The organism is Alteripontixanthobacter maritimus (genome assembly GCF_003340475.1).
In the GTDB taxonomy this organism is placed as follows: Bacteria; Pseudomonadota; Alphaproteobacteria; order Sphingomonadales; family Sphingomonadaceae; genus Alteripontixanthobacter; species Alteripontixanthobacter maritimus.
This window is the reverse complement of record NZ_QBKA01000002.1, coordinates 536,131-554,971: the sequence shown is the minus strand read 5'-3', so window position 1 is coordinate 554,971 and position 18,841 is coordinate 536,131. Positions and strand designations below refer to the sequence as shown.

The window sequence follows — 18,841 nt, the reverse complement described above, 5'->3', positions numbered from 1 at the left end:
CTGACTAGGCCTCTAATGTGACCGTTTTACGACGTCGTCGTGACTTGTTCCAACCCGCCCGATTCCATCACTTCCGCATCGCCGCCATCAACCTCGCCGTTGCTGCGAAGTTGCCGCGAATAGAACCACCCGATCCCGATCAGGCTGAATCCAAGCGCCATGAACGACGCGATCCGTGCCAGCCCTTCTAGCCCGGCGGTGTCGAACAGGAAAACCTTCAACACGGCAAGCAACATCAGCACCAACGACCCCACGCGCCAGCTGCGCTGCCCGGTATGGCTGCCCCACAGCAGAAAACCTACTGCCAACACGATTCCAAGGAGCGAGCGCAGCAGGTCCTCGGTTTCTGTAATTGGCACCGAAGTGAGCCAGGAGCCTGCAAACCCTTGCCGCAACTGGGACAGTGCAAAGGCCGAAATGACCAACATCAGCGCCGCATCCCGCGCCCAATACGGAACGCGCCGTTCGCCCAAAGTTCGCGCAACCAGCAAGATCGCGGCGACGCCGGCGGCATAAGCGGGCACCAACCAGTTCAGCACTGGCAGCGCGCCCACCGCCTGCCGGTCCCATAGCGGGTTGTGAATGCCGAGAGTGTACACCGCGAAATGCGCCAGCGCCGTTACCGACAACACAATACCGACGGCTGGCAACCAGCGGTGCGTCCCGCGCAAATGCCACGCGGTGAATGCCGCGCCCGACAGGCCCGCCTGCCAGACCGTTCGCTCGATCAGGCCGAGCCGATCGAAACGCATGTCCTCATCGATCCAGAACACATGCTTGAACAGCCAATGCGCTGCGGCCAGACCGACTATCGAGAGCGCTGCAATCACGATCCGTCGGCGCACATCGCTATCGGGCGCAAGAAACGCCAGCAAGCCTGCTGCAGCCGCAAAAGGCGGGGCGAGGTACAGCCCCACCTCGGTGAAACGCTCCTCAACCATCAGGAACGGTACGCCGCCAAGCGAAGCGAACGCGGGCTCCGCCCATTCGGCAAAGGTAAACAGGGCCAGAACACCCGCGATCGCACCGAAGGTAACGGCTGCCGCACTGCGCACGGGCAATTTCCATGCGATCATGATGGCAAACGCCGCCGTATACCAGCCCAGCGCTTTGTCCGGCAGCACCCACGCGCCCGCTCCAAACAGGCCGAGTGCGGCAATTATTTCGAAGAATTTGGTCCAACGGATGCTCTGCCCTCGCCATGCAACGATGGCCGCAGCGCCAGCGACGCCCAAGATTTGCAAAGCTCCAAGAATGTCACGCGTATCGCGGGTTATTTGTGCCGGATCGAAGCTGATAGAAATCACGCCGACTGTGAGTGCCCAGCTGCCGATGGCCGTCAGACCGCCCACACGCAATAATCCCGAAAGCAGAACCGAGACGTGCTTCCCCGCGATCCATGCTGCCAAAGCCGTGAGAGCAAACGCTCCGATGGGCGCCATCCATACCGGCAGTCCGGCGAGCCATGCCAGATAAGCCGTCAGAAACGCCCCGCAGGCCGGCAACAAAGCGCGCTTGGTCAGATCCTTGTCGGTAGCCGGCCAAAGCAACCACGCCGCCAGCGCAGGCGGTATTGCGAGAGCCAGCATCGGTAGGGCAACCAACGGCTCCCCAACAAGAATATACTCGCCGAACTGGTCGTAGATGATCGCGGCCAGCGCGGGCGAGAACAGCGCAACCTGTACGATGTCGGTCCAGCGCGCACGATCCTGCCACATCAATGCCAGCGGCACTCCGGCAAATATCGCAGCGGCTGCCAGAACGACCGGCGCAAACAAACCGATGGAGGGATCGGGCCACAAGGCCAGCAGGCCGAGCGCAATCAACCCCGCGATCCCGCTTGCTTCGCGGAAACGCGCATCCAGCCAGCCCAACGCAGTCACTCCGGCGCTCAGCAGCAGATACAGGCCCCACGAAAGCGGCTCGAACCCGGCGCTCGCTACCATGGTCGCCAGTTGCAAGGCTGCGATGGCGGCAGCACCGATGCGCAGCATCACAGGCGTGGTTCGCTCGCTTTCGCCGCGCATGGCTGCGAAGGTTGGCAAAGCTGCACCCAGCACCACCATATAAATACCGAAAGCCACGCGGTCGCCAGTGTCGATCAGCCCACCAATCAGCAGGAGCAAACCCCAGCCCAGCCCGCCACCGATCGCCGCGATACCGAGCCATGCGCGCTGCTGACTGCGTCCGGTAAGGACCAGCCCAGCCGTTACCAGAGCGAGGTATAGCGACAGCAGCGGCACGTTGGCCTCCTCGCCGCCCACCATCATCGGCGCGGCGAACCCGCCAACCAGTCCAAGCACCGCGCATGGCAGGCCAAAGCGAAACGACAGCCCGATCGCGGCCGCCGTCACCGTTGCCATGCCGACAAAAGCCACCGTCGATCCGATTAGCCCGTATAACGTCCCGGCCATGTAAAAACTGGCAAACAGTGTTGCGATACCAGCCCCTGCCAACGCTTGTCGGACCCGGTCGTCAGCAAGGCGCTGCTCGAACCGATACGCCCCCTCCGCCGCTGCGATCAGTGCGATACCGAAAGTGAAGCCCAAAGCCACTCGAACACCGGGCGATAACAGCCCCGCATCAATGGAATAACGCACGAGGAAAAATCCGGCGACCGCAAGGGTGATGCCGCCTGCCCAGATCGGCAAATAGCGCCCAAAAACCTCTTCGAAATCGAATGTCGGCAGCTTGAAGTTTGGCCGGTCGATCCAGCGATCGGAGGATGCCGATCCGCCATCAGCCTCAGCCTCAGTGGTGGGTGTCAGCAGATCAGCATTTGCTCCTTCGGCAACATATTCTGCCCGCCCCGTGTCGCTCGCCAACATCGCGGTCGGTATCAGCGCCCGCTCGCTATCTTCGGCTGGCTCTTCCGTGGCTGTATCCTGCTGCGGATCCGCCGTCGTCCGCACGGTTAGCGACGGGACGCGAACCTGTTTCGGCTCGCTTTTGGCTTTGGTGGAGCGCTTCGCCCGCCACTCCAGCGCGCTCACTCTTTCGGCCAGCTCCCGCGCTTCGCTCAAGGCCGTTTCGCTTCGGGTCCACAATTTCGCAGTAACCGCACAAAGGGCAAAAATAGCCAGCCATTCGAACATATCAGCTATCCCCCATCCGCCATACCGACCTTAGCCATTGGCCTCGTGCGACGATTGCCCCTACTATTGGCAATAGCAAGTATGCTTGCGGCTTGACGGGTCGGGAGGCCCGGCCCAAAGTCCGGCAAATACAAGGTTTTCGCGGATGACGATGCGGATATCCAAGGTTTCAAGGGGGTGTCAATTGTCCGAAGTCGAAATCAGCCAATATCCGTTATCCGGACGATTTCTGTCCGGCAGGTTCCGCCATGCCATGTCGGAACATGAGAAAGCGGTGCTGGAATCGCTGTTCTACGAAGTGGCCGAATACGACACTGACCATGAAATCCTGCGTCGCGGCACGTCCTGCGATTTTTCCACCATGCTGGTCGATGGGTTCGCAATGCGGACCATCTACCAAAACGACAAACGCTACATCGTCGGTGCGCAGGTGCCGGGCGATTTCATTGACCTGCACGCCTTCGCGCTGAAGCGGCTGGACCATAACCTTGTCACGAACGGCCCTGCGAAAGTGGCCTACGTCAAACATACTCGCCTTCGCGAAGTGATGGAAACCGAACCGCATCTGGCGCGGATGTTCTGGTTCTCCACCCTGCTGGATGCCGCCATCCACCGCGAATGGATCCTGAAGCTGCAACAGCTGAAGGCCGAACGCCGGGTCGCACATCTGATGTGTGAATTATGGTATCGGCTCGATCTGGTGGAAATGGGCCTGCCCGATGGTTTCCAAAGTCCGATGACGCAGGTCGATCTGGCCGATAGCTGCGGCACCACGGCAATCCACATGAACCGCGCGCTGCGCGACCTTAAGAAACAGGGTCTGGTGGAATTCAGGCGGGGGCGCGTGTTGTGCGAAGACCGCCGGGCGCTGGAACGGCATTCGCAATTCGACCCGACCTATCTGTACGGCAAAGGCGATCTGTATATCGGACGCGACTTCGAGAACGATGGCGACGGCTCGTAGGATGCCGACTTAATACCGATACTGTGCGCTTAGACTATCCGCGCCCGCGGTAAGGGGCCACACCCTGATCGGGCAGCCACAATCCTTCGGGCGGAGTGCCAGACTGCCAGAACACGTCGATCGGGATGCCTCCGCGCGGATACCAATACCCGCCGATACGCAGCCAGCGTGGCTGCATCTCGTCCATCAGTCGCTGTCCGATACCGACCGTCACGTCCTCGTGAAAGCCGTTATGGTTCCGGAAGGCGCCAAGGAAAAGCTTGAGGCTTTTGGATTCCACGATCGTTTCACCAGGGGCATAATCGATCACGAGATGCGCGAAATCGGGCTGGTCCGTCACTGGGCATAGCGAGGTGAACTCCGGCGCTGCAAACCGCACCAGATACAGTGTCCCGGCACGCGGGTTCGGCACGTAATCCAGCACTGCCGCCTCGGGCGACGCTGGCAAGGCGGTGGTCTGGCCTAGATGGAGCGGCTGCGCAGGATCGGTCATGGGGTGCTGTTGCCGCCAAATACGGGCGCTGACAAGCGGCGGGTGGGCCGGGATGTCCATTCAGCCTGCAATCAAACCTAGTCGAAGCACACGAACCCGCTTATGCAGCGCCGCTTCATCGAAAGCCCGATATGGCCCGCCCAATGACTCGCACCGACACCCCACCTGCTCCATCAATGCGCCGCGTTCGCAAGCACGGTGTCGCTGCGGCTGGTGCATATCTGGCGGCTGCAGCCGCAGTGTGTTTTACCAGCGCGATAACGGTTAGCGACACGGCGCAAGCGCAGCCGCGTCCGCCTATTTTCGAGCTTCCCCCCGGTCCGACGCCGACCCCCAGCCAGGCACCGCAAGTTCAGGGGCCGATCGATCCGGAGAACCCGGTGCGGACGCGTCCGTCATCGCCGATCGCTACTCCGACAGCTACGCCCGCGCCTGCTCCTGCACGGACCGCAACTCCCATTCCCACCAACACCCCGACAACCACTCCGGGAGCCACCCCGGCACCGGTACGCAGGCTGCCCCCGGCCACGGGCGCGACAGCGCAACCTGAAGTGCGCGCCACACGTCTGCCGCAACCCGCCACGGTGACGCCTGCGCCCGCACGGCCCCAACGCACCGAACCACTGCCGAACACCGCCACACCGCTTCCCCAGCTTCCGGCCGATCCGTCGGCACAGTCCGGAGTGACCGGTGAACGGCCGATTACAACTCCTCCAGCTGTGCCAGGCGACGCGTCATCGAACGAAACACCCCTGCAACAGGATGGTGATAAACCGCTATGGCCTTGGTTGCTCGGCCTTGCCATCGCGCTCGCCGCAGTAGTTGCGGGTGTAGTGATGGCGCGCCGCAAACGCGCTGCCATACCTGCTGAAAGCGCGCCGAAACTTGCACCCCGCCCAGCGCCGCGTCCCTCGCCCGAAACCAATGTTCCGGCTCCACAGCCATCTGCTCCTGCCGCACCGCTGACTGGCACGGTGACACCGCCAGCATCCCCGACCGCAATCCGCCCTTCGGCCAAACCGCTTTCAGTGGATCTCGTCCCGGTGCGCATGACTCGCAGCGTAATGAACGTCACCGCTGCCTATCGGCTGAAACTGCGCAACAACGGCCGTACACCGCTGACCGGGGTGAAGGTGCTGGCCGATCTGACTACGGCGCATCAAAAGGTCCCAATCGCAGAACAGGTCGCGGACGACAGTCTTGCCCTTCCCGAACGGCATGTCGATCAAACCATCGCCGCCGGTGAGACGCTTGAACTGGCCGGCGAAATCCGGCTTCCGATCGGCGAAGTGCGCCCGATCAAGCAAGGCGGGGGCGCGGTGTTCGTCCCTCTGCTTCGCCTGAGGATCGAGATTGCGAACGGCAGCGCGGACGCCGCCAAAGCTGTTGCGCCGATCATCTCCACCCACGTTATCGGATCGCGCCCCGCTCAGCGTGGCGGGCGGATGCAGCCCTTCCGCCTCGACGGGGTGCCTCAACCGCACAGCTCCCTGATGCAGCGGCCTATCGACGCGCCGCCTGTGGCGGGGTAACCGTTGCGGCCATGGAACAACTGGTCGACACATCCTGGCTTGCCGCGCGACTGGACGCAGCCGACCTCGTCATACTGGATGCCAGCGCGCATCTTCCGAATGCCGGCCGCGATGCGAAGGCAGAGTTTGCGGCTGCACACATAAAGCACGCGCGCTTCCTCGATCTTGGATCATGGAAGGATGCCGGGTCACCTGTTCCTGCGGCCCTGCCCAATCCCGCGCAGGTCGCCAGCCGTATGGCCATGCTCGGCATTTCTCCCGATCAGCGCATCGTGTTGTACGACGATAGCAACCTAAAAAGCTCCGCCCGCGCGTGGTTCATCCTGCGCCGCGCCGGATATGATCGGGTTACGGTGCTGGATGGCGGGCTGGCGAAATGGAAGGTTGATGGCGGGGCGATGGAGGCCGGAAAAGTATCCCACGCTCGTATTGCGGAAAAACCAGTACCCAGTTCCGGCGAACTGGCTGTACGGACCAAGGCTGAAATGCTGCAGAACTGTGAGACGCAGGCGGCGCAAGTGGTGGACGCCCGCGACACGGGCCGGTTTGCCGGAGTCACTGCCGACACTGTGCATGACCTGCCCGGCGGCCATATCCCCGGCGCGCGCAATGTACCGTTTGCGCATGTGCTGAACGATGATGGTACCTATAAACGCGGCGAAGCCCTGCGCGCCGCCTTCACCTCCGCTGGTATCGACCTCGATCGTCCCGTCATCACCAGCTGTGGCAGCGGGATGACGGCTTCGGTGCTGCTGTTCGCGCTCCATCTGCTCGGCAAGACCGACGTGGCGCTTTATGATGGTAGCTGGATGGAATGGGGCAGCGATCCCGACACACCAAAGGAAACCGGCGCCGCATGACTGATAGTCGATCAGGGACTGATACCGCGAAACACGGCCCCGGCACTCGCCTCGTCGAGGCAGGACGCCGTCCCGAATGGACGGGCGCAGTAGTCAACCCGCCGGTCTGGCGCGGCAGCACGCATTTGTACGAAAACTGCGCAGCGCTTAAATCCGCGCGCAATGCCGACGGTGCTTTCTTCTACGGGCGACGAGGCGCGCCGACGCAGTGGGCGCTGGCCGATGCGCTCACCTCGCTGGAAAACAGAGCGGAAGGCACGGTCCTGTATCCCAGCGGTGTGGCCGCGATAACCGCCGCCGCGCTGACCGTGCTGCGTCCGGGCGACCGTCTGCTGGTGACGGACAACGCTTATGATCCCAGCCGAAACATGGCGACAGGATTGCTCGCCAATTTCGGGGTCGAGCACAGGTTCTTCGATCCGCAGGATCTGGACAGCTATGCCGCCATATTGAGCGATTCAGGCGGTAGCGCGAATACGGCGGTGCTGCTGGAGGCTCCCGGCAGTCTGACTATGGAAATGTCCGATATTCCAGCTCTCGCGGCAATTGCCCGTGACCGTGGCGCGATCAGCATGGTCGACAACACGTGGGCCGGGCCGCTGGGGTTTCCGGCACTGGAGCGCGGCTGCGATATCGCACTCATGTCGCTGACGAAGCATGTCGGCGGGCATTCGGATCTGCTGATGGGCAGCGCATCGGCACGGGGGCCGCTTTACCGAAAGCTTCGCATGACCGCGCAGGCGCTTGGCCATGTCGTATCGCCCGACGATGCTGCGCTCGCCTTGCGCGGATTGCGAACGATGAGCGTGCGGCTGACCCGCGAAACCGCCACGGCGCTGGAGCTCGCATATTGGCTGCAGGCCCGCGACGAAGTTGCCCATGTGCTCTACCCCTGCCTGCCCGGCGACGCGGGACACGATCTTTGGCAGCGCGACTTCACCGGCGGCTGCGGGCTGTTCAGTTTCATCCTGAAGGGCCGGGACGAGGCAGCCCGCGCCCGGCTGATCGACGCGCTCGAACTGTTCGGTATCGGCTATAGCTGGGGCGGCTTCGAAAGCCTGGCAATTCCGTTCAATCCGGGCCCAATACGGGACGGCGCATGGCCGCCGGCCGGATGGGACGCAGGCGACAAATTGGGCGTGCGCCTTTCCATCGGGCTGGAGGATGCCGGCGACCTCCAGCTTGACCTGACCCGCGCCTTTGCCGCTATGGATAGCGCATGACTTCACCTGCCAGCATTGCTTCTCCGTCCAGCCCGGCCCCTACGCCCTCACCGACAGGCGAACCGGCCGAACAATTGCGTGCAGGCGATACCGTTACCCTCGTACCCACCGAACAGTTCGACGAGGATGGCAATCCGATCGAGCCGGTAATCCCCACACCCGAACAGGAAGCGCCGGTAGAAGAGCCTGTCGCTGCCTCGGAAGGGATCAAAGACGCCGTTACCAACCAGAACGAGACCGCTGGCGGCATAATCGAAACGTTCGACGCCATGGCGTTCAGGGTGGGCGAAACGCGCATTTCCTTGTGGGATGCCCTGGTCGTCATCCTAGTGATTGCCGCCGTCGTCACCTTTGCCTGGCTAGCCACCAAGGCGGCGCATTGGGTGCTTAAACGCATCACACGGCTCGACATCGCGCAGCGTCTGTTGGCCGAAAAGCTTCTTACGATGGGCGTTTGGGGGCTGGCGATCCTGATTGGGATCGACCTGCTCGGAATTGACCTTACCGCTCTCGCGTTTTTCGGCGGTGCGTTCGGCCTGGCCATCGGTTTTGGCTTGCAGAAAACGTTCGGTAACCTCATCGCTGGGATTATCCTGCTGATGGACCGGTCGATCAAGCCGGGCGATGTGATCGCAATTGCCGATCAGGCAGGGGTGTCCACTTTCGGGCAAATCCGGAAGATCGGCATTCGCGCCGTGTCTCTCACTACACGCGATCAGAAGGAATATTTGATCCCGAACGAAAACCTGATGATCAACCAGGTCGAAAACTGGTCCTATTCCAGCAAGAATGTGCGGATGCAGGTGCCGGTTGGCGTGAGCTATAATTGCGACCTGCATCTGGCGGAAAAACTGATGCTGGAAGCCGCCAAGAGCGTCAGACGGGTCAGCAAAATGCCCCCGCCCACGATCTGGCTCGACGCTTATGGCGACAGTAGCGTCAACTTCGTCATCCATTGCTGGATCACCGATCCCGAAGAAGGCATCGGCAACGTGAAAAGCGAAGTGCTTAAAAGCCTGTGGGACAAGTTCGCCGAGGCCGGGGTCGAGATTCCCTTCCCCCAACGCGACATCAATCTTCGCGGCAACGAACAGTTCGAACAATTGATCGCTGCCATTACGCAGCGCATGGAAGAACGCGGCAACACGCCCGCGCAAGCTACCGAAACGAAGGACTGACAGCCTTCCCGGGCGACATTATCCACCGGTTACTATAGGCCGTTGCAAGCTTTCCTACCCGGTCTGTTATCCATTCTCGCTGGCGAAACAGGTTTGACCGGAGCATTTATCGGTCATGCCAAAACCCGGAACCATCCATCTCGTAGGTGCAGGACCCGGCGATGCCGACCTGCTGACATTGCGCGCTGCACGTTTAATCGAAAATGCTTCGCTGATCGTGCATGACGGGCTGGTCGACCGCTCGATCCTGCAGCTCGCGCATCCGGACGCCCGCCTGATCTCGGTCGCGAAGAAACGCGCTCGCCACACCCTGCCGCAGGAAGACATCAACGCCCTGCTTATCCATGAAGCGCGCGCGGGGCGCGATGTCGTTCGGCTGAAAGGCGGCGATCCGTTCGTGTTCGGCCGCGGCGGGGAAGAAATGGAGGATGCCCATGCCGCCGGTATACGTGTGGAGGTGACGCCCGGCATCAGTGCCGCCAATGGCGCGGCAGCAGCGGCGCAAATTGCGCTGACCCACCGCGATTGTGCCAGCATCGTCAGCTTCGTCGCCGGTCAGTGCAAGGGACTGGCGGAGCAGAATTGGGCGGGCCTGGCCGGGACTGGTCGCACGCTCATCATCTACATGGGCGTGAAAACCGCCCCTCAGATCGCGGAAAAGCTGATGGCGGACGGGCTGGCCCCGGATATGCCGATAGCCGTGATCGAGAACGCCGCGCGCCCGGAAATGCGCGTGTTGCGCGGTCCGCTTGCCGTGTTGCCCGAACTCGTCGAGCGGGAACGCATCGTCAGCCCCGCGCTGATCGTAATTGGCGAAGTAACCGCTCGCAAAACCCCGGCGATGGTCCAGTTGGCCATGGAGGCTGCGCAATGATTATCCTGACCGGCAACGATTTGAAGACAGGCGCCGTTACCTGGTGGACAGGCGATGGCTGGAGCGAGGAAATTGCCCGCGCTGTCGATGTCGGAGACCAGGCCGAGGCCATACTCGCGCGCGAGGAAGCCAGCCGCGCGGTCAATGTACCCTATGCCATTCCGGCAAAACTGGACAATGGCGTGCCCCGCCCCGCCCATATCAAGGACCGCGTGCGCGCGCTCGGCCCGACGGTCCGCATGGACCTGTCCAACCAACCCGATAATCCGGCCGCTGCCGAACAGGTGACGTAGATGTATCAATACGATCAATACGACCAGGCGATGGTCGACGCCCGCGTGGCAGAGTTCCGCGACCAGGCACAGCGCCGGCTCGATGGCAAGCTGACGGAAGATCAGTTCAAGCCGCTGCGGCTGATGAACGGCCTCTATCTGCAACTGCACGCTTATATGCTGCGTGTCGCGATCCCCTATGGCACGCTGTCCGGTGCGCAAATGCATGCGCTGGCTGACATCGCGGACAAGTATGATCGTGGCTATGGCCACTTCACCACTCGCCAGAACATCCAGTACAACTGGATAAAGCTGGAGGAGGCGGCCGATATTCTTGCCGACCTCTCCAAGGTCGAAATGCACGCCATCCAGACCAGCGGCAACTGCATCCGCAATATCAGCTCCGATCATTTCGCGGGCGCTGCGGCGGACGAACTGGTCGATCCGCGCCCCTACGCCGAATTGCTGCGCCAATGGTCGAGTTTTCACCCGGAATTCAGCTATCTGCCGCGCAAGTTCAAGATCGCGGTAATCGCGGCGGAAACCGACCGGGCGGCGATGCGGCTGCACGATATCGGGATCCAGATCGTGCGCAATGAAGAAGGCGAGATCGGCGCGGCATTCTATGTCGGCGGCGGTATGGGGCGCACCCCGATGATCGCCCCGCTTATCCGTGAGTTCGTCCCGCTCGACCGGTTGGTGACTTATGCCGAGGCCTGCCTGCGCGTTTACAATCGCCACGGCCGGCGCGACAACAAGTACAAGGCGCGCATCAAGATCCTCGTTCATGAAATGGGTGCGGATGAATATCGCAAGCAGGTCGAAGCGAAATACGAACACCTGCTGGACGAGGGAGTGGAGCCGCCTTTGGCAGAACTCGAACGCATCCGCACCTTTTTCGAAGACCCTGCCTTCGACAATAGCGTTGCTACCGAACTTGACCGGTCCGATCCGGACTTCGCCCTGTGGGTCGATCGCAACACTGTCGCGCATAAGCATGGTGGGTATGTCAGCGCGGTCATCAGCCTGAAACCGGTCGGCGGTATTCCGGGTGACGCCACCGCGCAGCAGATGCACTTGATGGCGGACCTCGCAAGCGAATACAGTTTCGACGAATGCCGCGTGATGCACACACAGAACATCGTCCTGCCGCATGTGCGCAAGGCTGATCTGCACGCGCTGTGGACCAAACTGGCGGAGGCTGGCCTTGGCGAACCCAATCTCGATCAGGTCGACGATATCATCGCCTGCCCGGGTCTTGATTATTGCAGCCTCGCCAACGCACGCTCGATCCCGATTTCGCAGGCGATCTCCGAACGCTTCGTCGCCAGCGGCAAGCGTGACAGGTTGGGCGAATTGAAGGTGAAAATCTCGGGCTGCATCAACGCCTGCGGGCACCACCATGCGGGCCATATTGGCATCCTCGGCGTCGATAAGAAAGGCGTCGAGAACTACCAGCTCTCATTAGGGGGTAGCGAGGCGGAGGACACGGCGCTCGGCAAGATCACCGGGCGCGGTTTCGATGCGGATGGAATTGTCGACGCGGTCGACACGGTGACCGATGTCTATCTGGACAAGCGTGAAGATGGCGAACGCTTCCTCGACACATACCGGCGGATCGGCATGACGCCTTTCAAGGAAGCGCTTTATGACTGAGCACACCCCGTCCACAAACTCACCTGCCGAAGGACGCGGTCCGGAAGCGGGCGCAATGTTGCGCTTCCGCGATGATGAACCGGTGGCCGATCCCGCTGTGTCGGTGCTCGACTGCTGCGAGCAGAGCAACGCCGTCGCCGTGCGAGTGGAGCCGGGCGACGAGACGCGCGATCTGGTGCCGTATCTGGACCGGTTGGCGCTGATCGAGGTGAACTTTCCAAGCTTTGGCGATGGCCGCGGTTACACCGCCGCACGGGTGCTGCGCGAGGCGGGATATGCTGGCGAATTGCGCGCGGTTGGCGACGTGCTGGTGGACCAGATCGCCTATCTTCGCCGCTGCGGGTTCGATGCATTCGCGCCTGATGCCCCGATCGACGCTGACGATTTGAAAACAGCGCTGAGCCGCTTTCCGCAAGTGTACCAATCCGCCGCCGATACCGAAAACCCGATCTGGAACTTGCGTCACGGGGTGCCCGCCAATGGCTGAGGCCGATCCGGCGAGCCTGAGTAGCGCGCGTCAGCCGGACCGGATCGACACCGGGCCGCGCTTTACCGACGCTGACGCGATACGCCTGAACCGCATGTTCCGTGGGTCGGACACAGGCGATGTTCTGCGCGCAGTTCTACTCGACAGGATAGCAGGCGAGGTGACCCTGGTGTCGAGTTTCGGCGCGGACAGCGCCGTCCTGCTGCATCTTGTGGCCCAAATTGCGCCTGACACTCCGATCCACTTTCTCGATACCAAAAAGCACTTTCCCGAAACGCTCGCCTTCCGTGATGCGCTGGTGAGCCGGCTCGGTCTAACCGATCTGCGCATCCTCGAGCCCGACCCGGCAATGCTGGAAACGCGCGACGAAAGCGGTCTGCGCTGGTCTTACGACCCCGATGGTTGCTGCGAAATTCGTAAGGTCCTGCCGCTTGCCAAAGCCATGGCGAAGTTCGACGCATCTCTCACCGGGCGCAAGGCGTTCCAGTCCGAGACCCGCGCCAACCTGCCTCGGTTCGAGGTCGACACTTCGGATGAACAGGGCAGGATGAAGATCAACCCGCTGATCGACTGGTCGGCCGAGGATATCGCGGCCTATTACGAAACGCACGACCTGCCGCGCCACCCGCTGGTCGCCAAAGGTTACCCGTCCATCGGTTGTTCGCCATGCACCAGCAAGGTGGCACCGGGCGAAGATCCGCGATCAGGCCGCTGGAAGGGCTGGGACAAGACCGAATGCGGTATCCATACCGATGACGAGGAAGTCGTCGGAGGCGATACCGCCGATCTGCCGCCCGGGTACGATCCGTATTTCTGAAGGTTTACGCGCGGATTGGACGTTTCGATTGCGCGAGCCATCGCACCAGTAAATACAGGGATTAGAGCCAGCCTGCCTTGCGGTACCAATCGGCCGTGGACTTTACGCCTGCTTCAAGGGAAACCGTGGGCCGCCAGATATGATCGGGTACGGCATGACGACTGCTTGCCACCCAGTCCGGATGCGTCATGTAGCCAACCCGGTCGGGCGTCAGCTTTGCATCACCGCGCCTCAGCCACCCGTCGAGTTTCGCAGCAACTTCCAGGACAGGCTTCGATAAATGCGGAACCCATGGTTTGCGACCGACTGCTTGCCCGATTGCCATGGCGATCTGCCGGTGGGTCCAGCCGCCTTCGTTGCCGTCATCGGGTTCGAACAGTCCGCCTGTCAGGCACTCGTTTGGCTCCAGCATTTTAACCAGTAACTCGGTTAGATCGCTCACATGCATCCAGGAGGCGCGCCCTTCAGGCGGCATCGGAATAACGCCCAGTTTCGCCGCTTTGAACAAATCGAGGTTCTCGCCATCGCGCGGACCATAAATCGCCGGCGGGCGGATGATACTGTAATCGAGCCCACTGGCCGCAACGAGCTTCTCCGCCCGCAATTTCGAAGCGCCATAGGCGGATAGCTGCGGCTCTCGCGCCGACAGGGACGATACGAAGATAAAGCGCGGCACGCCTGCGGCTTTCGCCGCCTCGATCACATTCAGTGTGCCTTGCACATTGCTGGTGTTGAACTCCGCAGGATCGGCTGCGCGGACCTGGCCGGCAATGTGCAGGACTGCTTCCGCACCATCCACCAACCGCTGCAAGGATGCCTTGTCCGTAAGATCGCCGCTAATCCAACCAACTGCTTTCCGGTCGCCCGGTACCGTTCTCGCCAGCGAGCGAACCGGCAGATCGCGCTTGGCGGCCAAGTCAAGAAAAGCCTGGCCGACGAAACCGGTCCCGCCGGTAATTGCGATTGTCATAACAGCACCAGATGGTCGCGGTGAATAACAGCTGCGCGCGGGGCATATCCAAGCAAATCGGCTTGCTCGCCCGTCTTGCGGCCCATGATCCGTTTGCATTCGTCGGACGAATATTCGGTCAGCCCCTTGGCGATATTTGCCGCGCTATCACTCACCGCGACCACATCGCCGCGCTGGAAGCTTCCCTTCACAGCGACAATTCCACTGGCGAGCAGGCTCGCCCCGCCACGCAACGCTGCGAGGCATCCTTCGTCGACCGTAATCGTACCGGTCAGCTGCATCCTCCCCCCCAACCAGCTACGCTTGGCGGCTTCCTTGCGAAGGGGGGTGAACATGCTGCCGATGTCGTTGCCCAATGCACGCCCGATCGGGCCGTTATGGGTTCCGTTGACAATAGCGAGCGCGATGCCTGCCCGCTGGGCAATGTCGGCTGCTTCCAGCTTCGAGGCCATGCCGCCGGTGCCGATTCCCGAATTCGAGGTATCTGCCGCCGCGGTGCGAAGCTCGGGGGAGACCTTCGCAACCGTGCGAACCAGCTTTGCGTCCGGTGTGGCGGGGTCGCGGTCGAACAGACCATCGACATCCGACAAAAGCAGCACGGCGCTGGCATTACCGGCCTGCGCCACGCGCGCTGCCAAACGATCGTTATCGCCAAACCGGATTTCCTCGGTCGCCACGCTGTCATTTTCGTTGACCACCGGCACTGCGCCCGCCGCCAGCAGGCGATCTAGCGTCGCAGCAGCGTTGAGATAGCGGCGGCGATCTTCCAGATCGTCCAGAGTTACCAACAATTGCGCGGCTTCCATACCTACCGCCTGCAAGGCTTCCGACCAAAGGCCGGCAAGCGCAATTTGCCCGACGGCAGCGGCAGCTTGCGCATCGGCGAGGCTACCGCGTCCGCCCTTCGCCATTTTGAGCCGCGAAGCGCCAAGTGCGATTGCGCCGGAACTTACCACTATCACTTTTTGGCCGTGGGTCCGCGCCGCTGCAATCTCGGTAGCCAGCGAAGCCAGCCATTCAGGGCGCGGTTGTCCGTCGGTGCCGACCAGCAACGACGAGCCAACCTTGAGCACCAGTACGGGGCATACAGAAGCATCCGACAGATCGGAAAGGCGGGCGATAGGCATAATTATCGAGTAGCGGCGCTACGCGCCCTTTGGAACCAAGTTAATAGTGTAAAGAAAATACAGAACTGTCAGATGGGTGACCACTCTGCCGCTTCCTCTTCTATTTCCACCTCCCCCTGCGGATGCTCGGTCACTGTGCGATCGGGCAGATAGGACAGTACGGCATCGAGCAATGCGGGAATGCCCTTCCCCGTTGCGCCGGACACGGTGAAAACCTTTTCCGCACCGGCTTCCAGCAGTTCCTCGGCAAAAGCGGCCGCAAGTTCCTCATCTGCCAGATCGATCTTGTTGAGCACGATCAGCTGCGGTTTGTCCTCGAGGCCTGCGCCGTAGGCGGCGAGTTCGTCCTCCACGATCCGCATCGCTTCAGCCGGATCGGTCCCGGCAATATCGATCAAATGGATGAGCACGCGGCAACGTTCGATATGCCCCAAGAACCGGTCGCCTATTCCCGCGCCATCCGCTGCACCTTCGATCAGGCCGGGGATATCCGCCACTACGAATTCGCGACCCTTGTGGCTGACCACGCCAAGCTTTGGCACCAGCGTTGTAAACGCATATGCGCCCACTTTCGCCCGGGCGTTGGACACCGCATTGATGAAGGTGGATTTGCCCGCATTGGGCAGGCCAAGCAGGCCGACATCGGCCAGCAGTTTCAAACGCAGCCAGACCCACATTTCCTCGAACGGAGTCCCGGGCTGATGCTGGCGCGGGGCGCGGTTTGTGCTGGACTTGTAACTCGCGTTGCCGCGCCCGCCCATACCCCCTTCGAGCAAGGTAATGCGCTGGCCAACCTCGGTGAAGTCGGCAATCACGGTTTCCTTGTCCTCAGACAAAACCTGCGTGCCAACGGGCACTTTTACGATCAGGTCCTTCGCGCCCGCACCCGTCTGGTTCTTCCCCTGTCCGTGCATCCCGCGCGCACCCTTGAAGTGCTGCGAATAGCGGAAGTCGATGAGGGTGTTGAGGCCGGCGACAGCCTCCATGATAACGTCTGCACCCTTGCCGCCGTTACCGCCGTCCGGACCGCCGAACTCGACGTATTTTTCCCGGCGGAAGCTGACCGCCCCGGGCCCGCCTGCGCCGGATTTAAGATAGATTTTTGCCTGGTCGAGAAAATGCATGGCTACCCATATGGTGTCGGGGGACCGTAGGGAAAGTTATTTCATCAGTCGGAGCACAGGCATACCGGTTGCAGTATCGCCGCAAGTGACTGGTTACCGGCGGGACGGGCCAAAAGACCCGCCCCGATGAGCAAACTCAATTTATTTGCTGTCGATTACCGGACCGACGGAAGCTGTCATATCCGGTATCTCGTCGCCCTTATCATCGGTTTCCGTAGCCGTAGCAGAGGCGTCGTTATCATTCACACCCGGAATAGGTTGCACGACCGGACCCATTGGGACCGGGGTTTCTTCCACAGGGTTTGTGACGACGGAAGGGGCAGGTTGAAAAACCGTCAGCCCGTTGCCATTCGTCGTGCTGGTGCCGAACGCCGGATCGATCATCGGGTTCTGATCACTGGTGCCGACATTGCCATCGCTGGCTACCATTACGCCGTTCGACATAACACCCGTCGATATTGCTCCATTCGACATGACACCGCTGCTTTCCGGCGGAGCCATATCGGGGAACGTCGTGACGAGAGCCGGACGCGGATTATATTCCGCATCCCATGCGGCGACATTGACGCGGTACTGTTCGTACTGGGTATAGAAATCCTCGAACACTTCTTCAAATTGAGGCAGCGCGCCCATGGCGAAGGCTGGCAGAGTTGCTCCTTCCAGCATTGCCACCGCTGGGCTGATGCTCAGCGCCGTGTCGCAGAAGTTCTTTGTAACCGGCGGCAGCGCGTAATAATTATACACGCGCGTCATATAGTTATCGAGCTCGCTGCGAAATTCCGCCTTGCCGTACCGTTCGCGAAACTCGCTCTCGACCGTCTTGTTGGCGGAACTCAAAACTTTCTTATTGTTGTCGAGCAGGCCCGTATAGGCATCGAGGATCGGGGCATATTTCGGCGCGAGGCAGTTCAACGCGGCTACATTCATGGCGGAGCGGAAGTTCCACAAAGTCTGGGCCTGCGAGATACCGTAATTGACCGTCTGGCGCTGTCCATCGGGCCCGCGAAACGGAATGCTCATGATAGTAGAAGCCGCGAGTGGGGGGATCGGCCGTGGAGGAATGACGACTGCAACCGGTGGAGGTGGCGGCGGTGGAGGTGGTGGCGGAGGTGGAGGCGGCGTCGCGCAAGCGGCCAACGCGGCCACGCTGCCAAGGACGGTAATGGTCCTTATCCGAATGGTGCTGTTCTCGAACATACCGCGTCCTTCTCCCGCAAGCGCGTTTCCTTCGCTACCGAGCGTAGGCCGCGCAAGCTTGCTACCTGCTGAAGCGAGGATCCTTAACGCCTTCCCAGCGCAAAGAAAATGCCCGGGTTGTAGGAAACAACCCGGGCATTCCAATTCACGTCCGTTTCCGCGCTGATTATTCGCGATTGCCGAGAAAGCGCAGCAGGAACAGGAACATATTGATAAAGTCCAGATACAGGCTGAGCGCCCCCAGAACCACGGCCTTGCCCGCAAAGTCCGTACCGCGCAAATATTCGTATTCGGTCTTCAAACGCTGGGTATCATAGGCCGTAAGACCCGCGAAAATCAGCACACCAAGGAAGCTGATCGCGTAGGAAAACGGTGCCGAACCGATAAACGCGTTGGCGATACTGGCGATAATCAGCCCGATCACGCCCATGATGAGGAAACTGCCCATTCCGGACAGGTCCTTCTTCGTGGTGTAACCAAACAGGCTAAGACCCGCGAATGCGCCGGCGGTGGCGAAGAACGTCACTGCAATGCTGGCGCCGGTGTAAACCAGGAAGATAGTCGAGAGCGACAGACCCATCAGTACGGCAAAGCCCCAATACATCGCCTGCAGCGTGGTTTTGCTGAACTTGTTGCGGCCGAAGCTCATCGCAAACACGATTGCCAAAGGCGACAGAGCGACAATCCACATCAGCGGCCCGCTCGCGAAGCTTGCGGCAAGCCCGCTATTCGCGGTCAGCATCGCGACGAGACCCGTCAGCAGGACCCCCGACGCCATATAGTTGTAAATTGCGAGCATATGCTGGCGCAAACCCGCGTCGAAGGTTTCTCCGCGAGCCATCTCGCCGCCTGCGCGAGGTACCGTGCCGAAACCGGGGCGCTGCGTATTGCGCTCGTTCCAATTGGCCATTCGATCCAAACTCCAAAAATGCGCGGGCGACCTGCCGCACCGCTTATGTGAGCCAATATCGG

17 protein-coding genes are annotated in these 18,841 nt (G+C 61.3%); 10 read left to right on the top strand and 7 right to left on the bottom strand.

All coding sequences use genetic code 11. From position 1 onward, the window contains the following. Positions 1 to 26 precede the first annotated feature (26 nt). Positions 27 to 3,095, bottom strand: coding sequence for a DUF2339 domain-containing protein (locus HME9302_RS02755; RefSeq protein WP_115365743.1), 3,069 nt, complete (start codon positions 3,093 to 3,095; stop codon positions 27 to 29). A 184-nt stretch (positions 3,096 to 3,279) separates the two neighbouring features. Between HME9302_RS02755 and HME9302_RS02750 the strand changes: the two genes are divergently transcribed. After that, a complete protein-coding gene (locus tag HME9302_RS02750) occupies positions 3,280 to 4,059 on the top strand; it encodes a Crp/Fnr family transcriptional regulator (protein ID WP_230079845.1) in 780 nt (259 codons plus the stop codon). A 34-nt stretch (positions 4,060 to 4,093) separates the two neighbouring features. Here HME9302_RS02750 and queF read toward each other — a convergent pair whose 3' ends face one another. Then, the gene (gene queF, locus HME9302_RS02745) at positions 4,094 to 4,552 is read right to left on the bottom strand and encodes a preQ(1) synthase (RefSeq protein WP_115365742.1); all 459 of its coding nucleotides are present in this window, start codon (positions 4,550 to 4,552) and stop codon (positions 4,094 to 4,096) included. 143 nt (positions 4,553 to 4,695) lie between these two features. Here queF and HME9302_RS02740 point away from each other — a divergent pair, with 143 nt between their 5' ends. The 9 genes from HME9302_RS02740 to HME9302_RS02700 all read left to right on the top strand — a co-directional run bounded on the left by HME9302_RS02740 (position 4,696) and on the right by HME9302_RS02700 (position 13,451). Next, the gene (locus tag HME9302_RS02740) at positions 4,696 to 6,084 is read left to right on the top strand and encodes a hypothetical protein (protein ID WP_147270749.1); all 1,389 of its coding nucleotides are present in this window, start codon (positions 4,696 to 4,698) and stop codon (positions 6,082 to 6,084) included. 11 nt (positions 6,085 to 6,095) lie between these two features. Then, the gene (locus tag HME9302_RS02735) at positions 6,096 to 6,944 is read left to right on the top strand and encodes a sulfurtransferase (RefSeq protein WP_115365740.1); all 849 of its coding nucleotides are present in this window, start codon (positions 6,096 to 6,098) and stop codon (positions 6,942 to 6,944) included. After that, positions 6,941 to 8,167, top strand: a complete 1,227-nt coding sequence (gene metC, locus HME9302_RS02730; RefSeq protein WP_230079844.1) for a cystathionine beta-lyase — start codon at positions 6,941 to 6,943, stop codon at positions 8,165 to 8,167. The genes HME9302_RS02735 and metC overlap by 4 nt, the downstream gene beginning before the upstream one ends. Further along, positions 8,164 to 9,345, top strand: a complete 1,182-nt coding sequence (locus HME9302_RS02725) for a mechanosensitive ion channel family protein (protein WP_115365738.1) — start codon at positions 8,164 to 8,166, stop codon at positions 9,343 to 9,345. Before metC ends, HME9302_RS02725 begins: the two co-directional genes overlap by 4 nt. Before the next feature lie 115 nt (positions 9,346 to 9,460). Continuing rightward, positions 9,461 to 10,219 (top strand): uroporphyrinogen-III C-methyltransferase, encoded by a 759-nt coding sequence (gene cobA / locus HME9302_RS02720; RefSeq protein ID WP_115365737.1) that lies wholly within the window; start codon positions 9,461 to 9,463, stop codon positions 10,217 to 10,219. After that, positions 10,216 to 10,512: a DUF2849 domain-containing protein gene (locus HME9302_RS02715; RefSeq protein WP_115365736.1), complete on the top strand. Its 297-nt coding sequence runs from the start codon at positions 10,216 to 10,218 to the stop codon at positions 10,510 to 10,512. The genes cobA and HME9302_RS02715 overlap by 4 nt, the downstream gene beginning before the upstream one ends. Continuing rightward, complete coding sequence (locus HME9302_RS02710; protein WP_115365735.1) at positions 10,513 to 12,147, top strand: nitrite/sulfite reductase; 1,635 nt, start codon at positions 10,513 to 10,515, stop codon at positions 12,145 to 12,147. It abuts the gene before it with no gap. Next, a complete protein-coding gene (locus HME9302_RS02705) occupies positions 12,140 to 12,634 on the top strand; it encodes a DUF934 domain-containing protein (protein WP_407641305.1) in 495 nt (164 codons plus the stop codon). Before HME9302_RS02710 ends, HME9302_RS02705 begins: the two co-directional genes overlap by 8 nt. Further along, positions 12,627 to 13,451, top strand: a complete 825-nt coding sequence (locus HME9302_RS02700; protein ID WP_115365734.1) for a phosphoadenylyl-sulfate reductase — start codon at positions 12,627 to 12,629, stop codon at positions 13,449 to 13,451. Before HME9302_RS02705 ends, HME9302_RS02700 begins: the two co-directional genes overlap by 8 nt. Positions 13,452 to 13,512: 61 nt before the next feature. Here the strand turns inward: HME9302_RS02700 and HME9302_RS02695 are convergent, their stop codons facing one another. From HME9302_RS02695 to HME9302_RS02670, 5 genes are all read right to left on the bottom strand, one after another. After that, entirely contained in the window at positions 13,513 to 14,421 is a 909-nt protein-coding gene (locus HME9302_RS02695) for an NAD-dependent epimerase/dehydratase family protein (RefSeq protein ID WP_115365733.1), read from the bottom strand. Continuing rightward, on the bottom strand, positions 14,418 to 15,548 hold the full coding sequence (proB, locus tag HME9302_RS02690; protein ID WP_115365732.1) for a glutamate 5-kinase: 1,131 nt from the start codon (positions 15,546 to 15,548) through the stop codon (positions 14,418 to 14,420). The genes HME9302_RS02695 and proB overlap by 4 nt, the downstream gene beginning before the upstream one ends. A 68-nt stretch (positions 15,549 to 15,616) precedes the next feature. Further along, positions 15,617 to 16,672 carry a GTPase ObgE gene (obgE, locus tag HME9302_RS02685; protein WP_115365731.1) on the bottom strand — a complete coding sequence of 352 codons (1,056 nt, stop codon included), beginning with the start codon at positions 16,670 to 16,672 and terminating at the stop codon, positions 15,617 to 15,619. A 141-nt stretch (positions 16,673 to 16,813) separates the two neighbouring features. Next, a complete protein-coding gene (locus HME9302_RS02680) occupies positions 16,814 to 17,692 on the bottom strand; it encodes a hypothetical protein (protein WP_115365730.1) in 879 nt (292 codons plus the stop codon). A 343-nt stretch (positions 17,693 to 18,035) separates the two neighbouring features. Continuing rightward, positions 18,036 to 18,779, bottom strand: coding sequence for a Bax inhibitor-1/YccA family protein (locus HME9302_RS02670; RefSeq protein WP_115365728.1), 744 nt, complete (start codon positions 18,777 to 18,779; stop codon positions 18,036 to 18,038). Positions 18,780 to 18,841: the final 62 nt, after the last annotated feature.

Bases quoted from the DNA above. Each gene is read 5' to 3' on its own strand.
- HME9302_RS02670 (WP_115365728.1), bottom strand. From the start codon at position 18,779: ATGGCCAATTGGAACGAGCGCAATACGCAGCGCCCCGGTTTCGGCACG.
- HME9302_RS02695 (WP_115365733.1), bottom strand. From the start codon at position 14,421: ATGACAATCGCAATTACCGGCGGGACCGGTTTCGTCGGCCAGGCTTTT.
- HME9302_RS02700 (WP_115365734.1), top strand. From the start codon at position 12,627: ATGGCTGAGGCCGATCCGGCGAGCCTGAGTAGCGCGCGTCAGCCGGAC.
- HME9302_RS02755 (WP_115365743.1), bottom strand. From the start codon at position 3,095: ATGTTCGAATGGCTGGCTATTTTTGCCCTTTGTGCGGTTACTGCGAAA.
- HME9302_RS02680 (WP_115365730.1), bottom strand. From the start codon at position 17,692: ATGAGCATTCCGTTTCGCGGGCCCGATGGACAGCGCCAGACGGTCAAT.
- HME9302_RS02710 (WP_115365735.1), top strand. From the start codon at position 10,513: ATGTATCAATACGATCAATACGACCAGGCGATGGTCGACGCCCGCGTG.
- HME9302_RS02725 (WP_115365738.1), top strand. From the start codon at position 8,164: ATGACTTCACCTGCCAGCATTGCTTCTCCGTCCAGCCCGGCCCCTACG.
- HME9302_RS02715 (WP_115365736.1), top strand. From the start codon at position 10,216: ATGATTATCCTGACCGGCAACGATTTGAAGACAGGCGCCGTTACCTGG.
- proB (WP_115365732.1), bottom strand. From the start codon at position 15,548: ATGCCTATCGCCCGCCTTTCCGATCTGTCGGATGCTTCTGTATGCCCC.
- HME9302_RS02705 (WP_407641305.1), top strand. From the start codon at position 12,140: ATGACTGAGCACACCCCGTCCACAAACTCACCTGCCGAAGGACGCGGT.
- queF (WP_115365742.1), bottom strand. From the start codon at position 4,552: ATGACCGATCCTGCGCAGCCGCTCCATCTAGGCCAGACCACCGCCTTG.
- obgE (WP_115365731.1), bottom strand. From the start codon at position 16,672: ATGCATTTTCTCGACCAGGCAAAAATCTATCTTAAATCCGGCGCAGGC.
- metC (WP_230079844.1), top strand. From the start codon at position 6,941: ATGACTGATAGTCGATCAGGGACTGATACCGCGAAACACGGCCCCGGC.
- cobA (WP_115365737.1), top strand. From the start codon at position 9,461: ATGCCAAAACCCGGAACCATCCATCTCGTAGGTGCAGGACCCGGCGAT.
- HME9302_RS02735 (WP_115365740.1), top strand. From the start codon at position 6,096: ATGGAACAACTGGTCGACACATCCTGGCTTGCCGCGCGACTGGACGCA.
- HME9302_RS02740 (WP_147270749.1), top strand. From the start codon at position 4,696: ATGACTCGCACCGACACCCCACCTGCTCCATCAATGCGCCGCGTTCGC.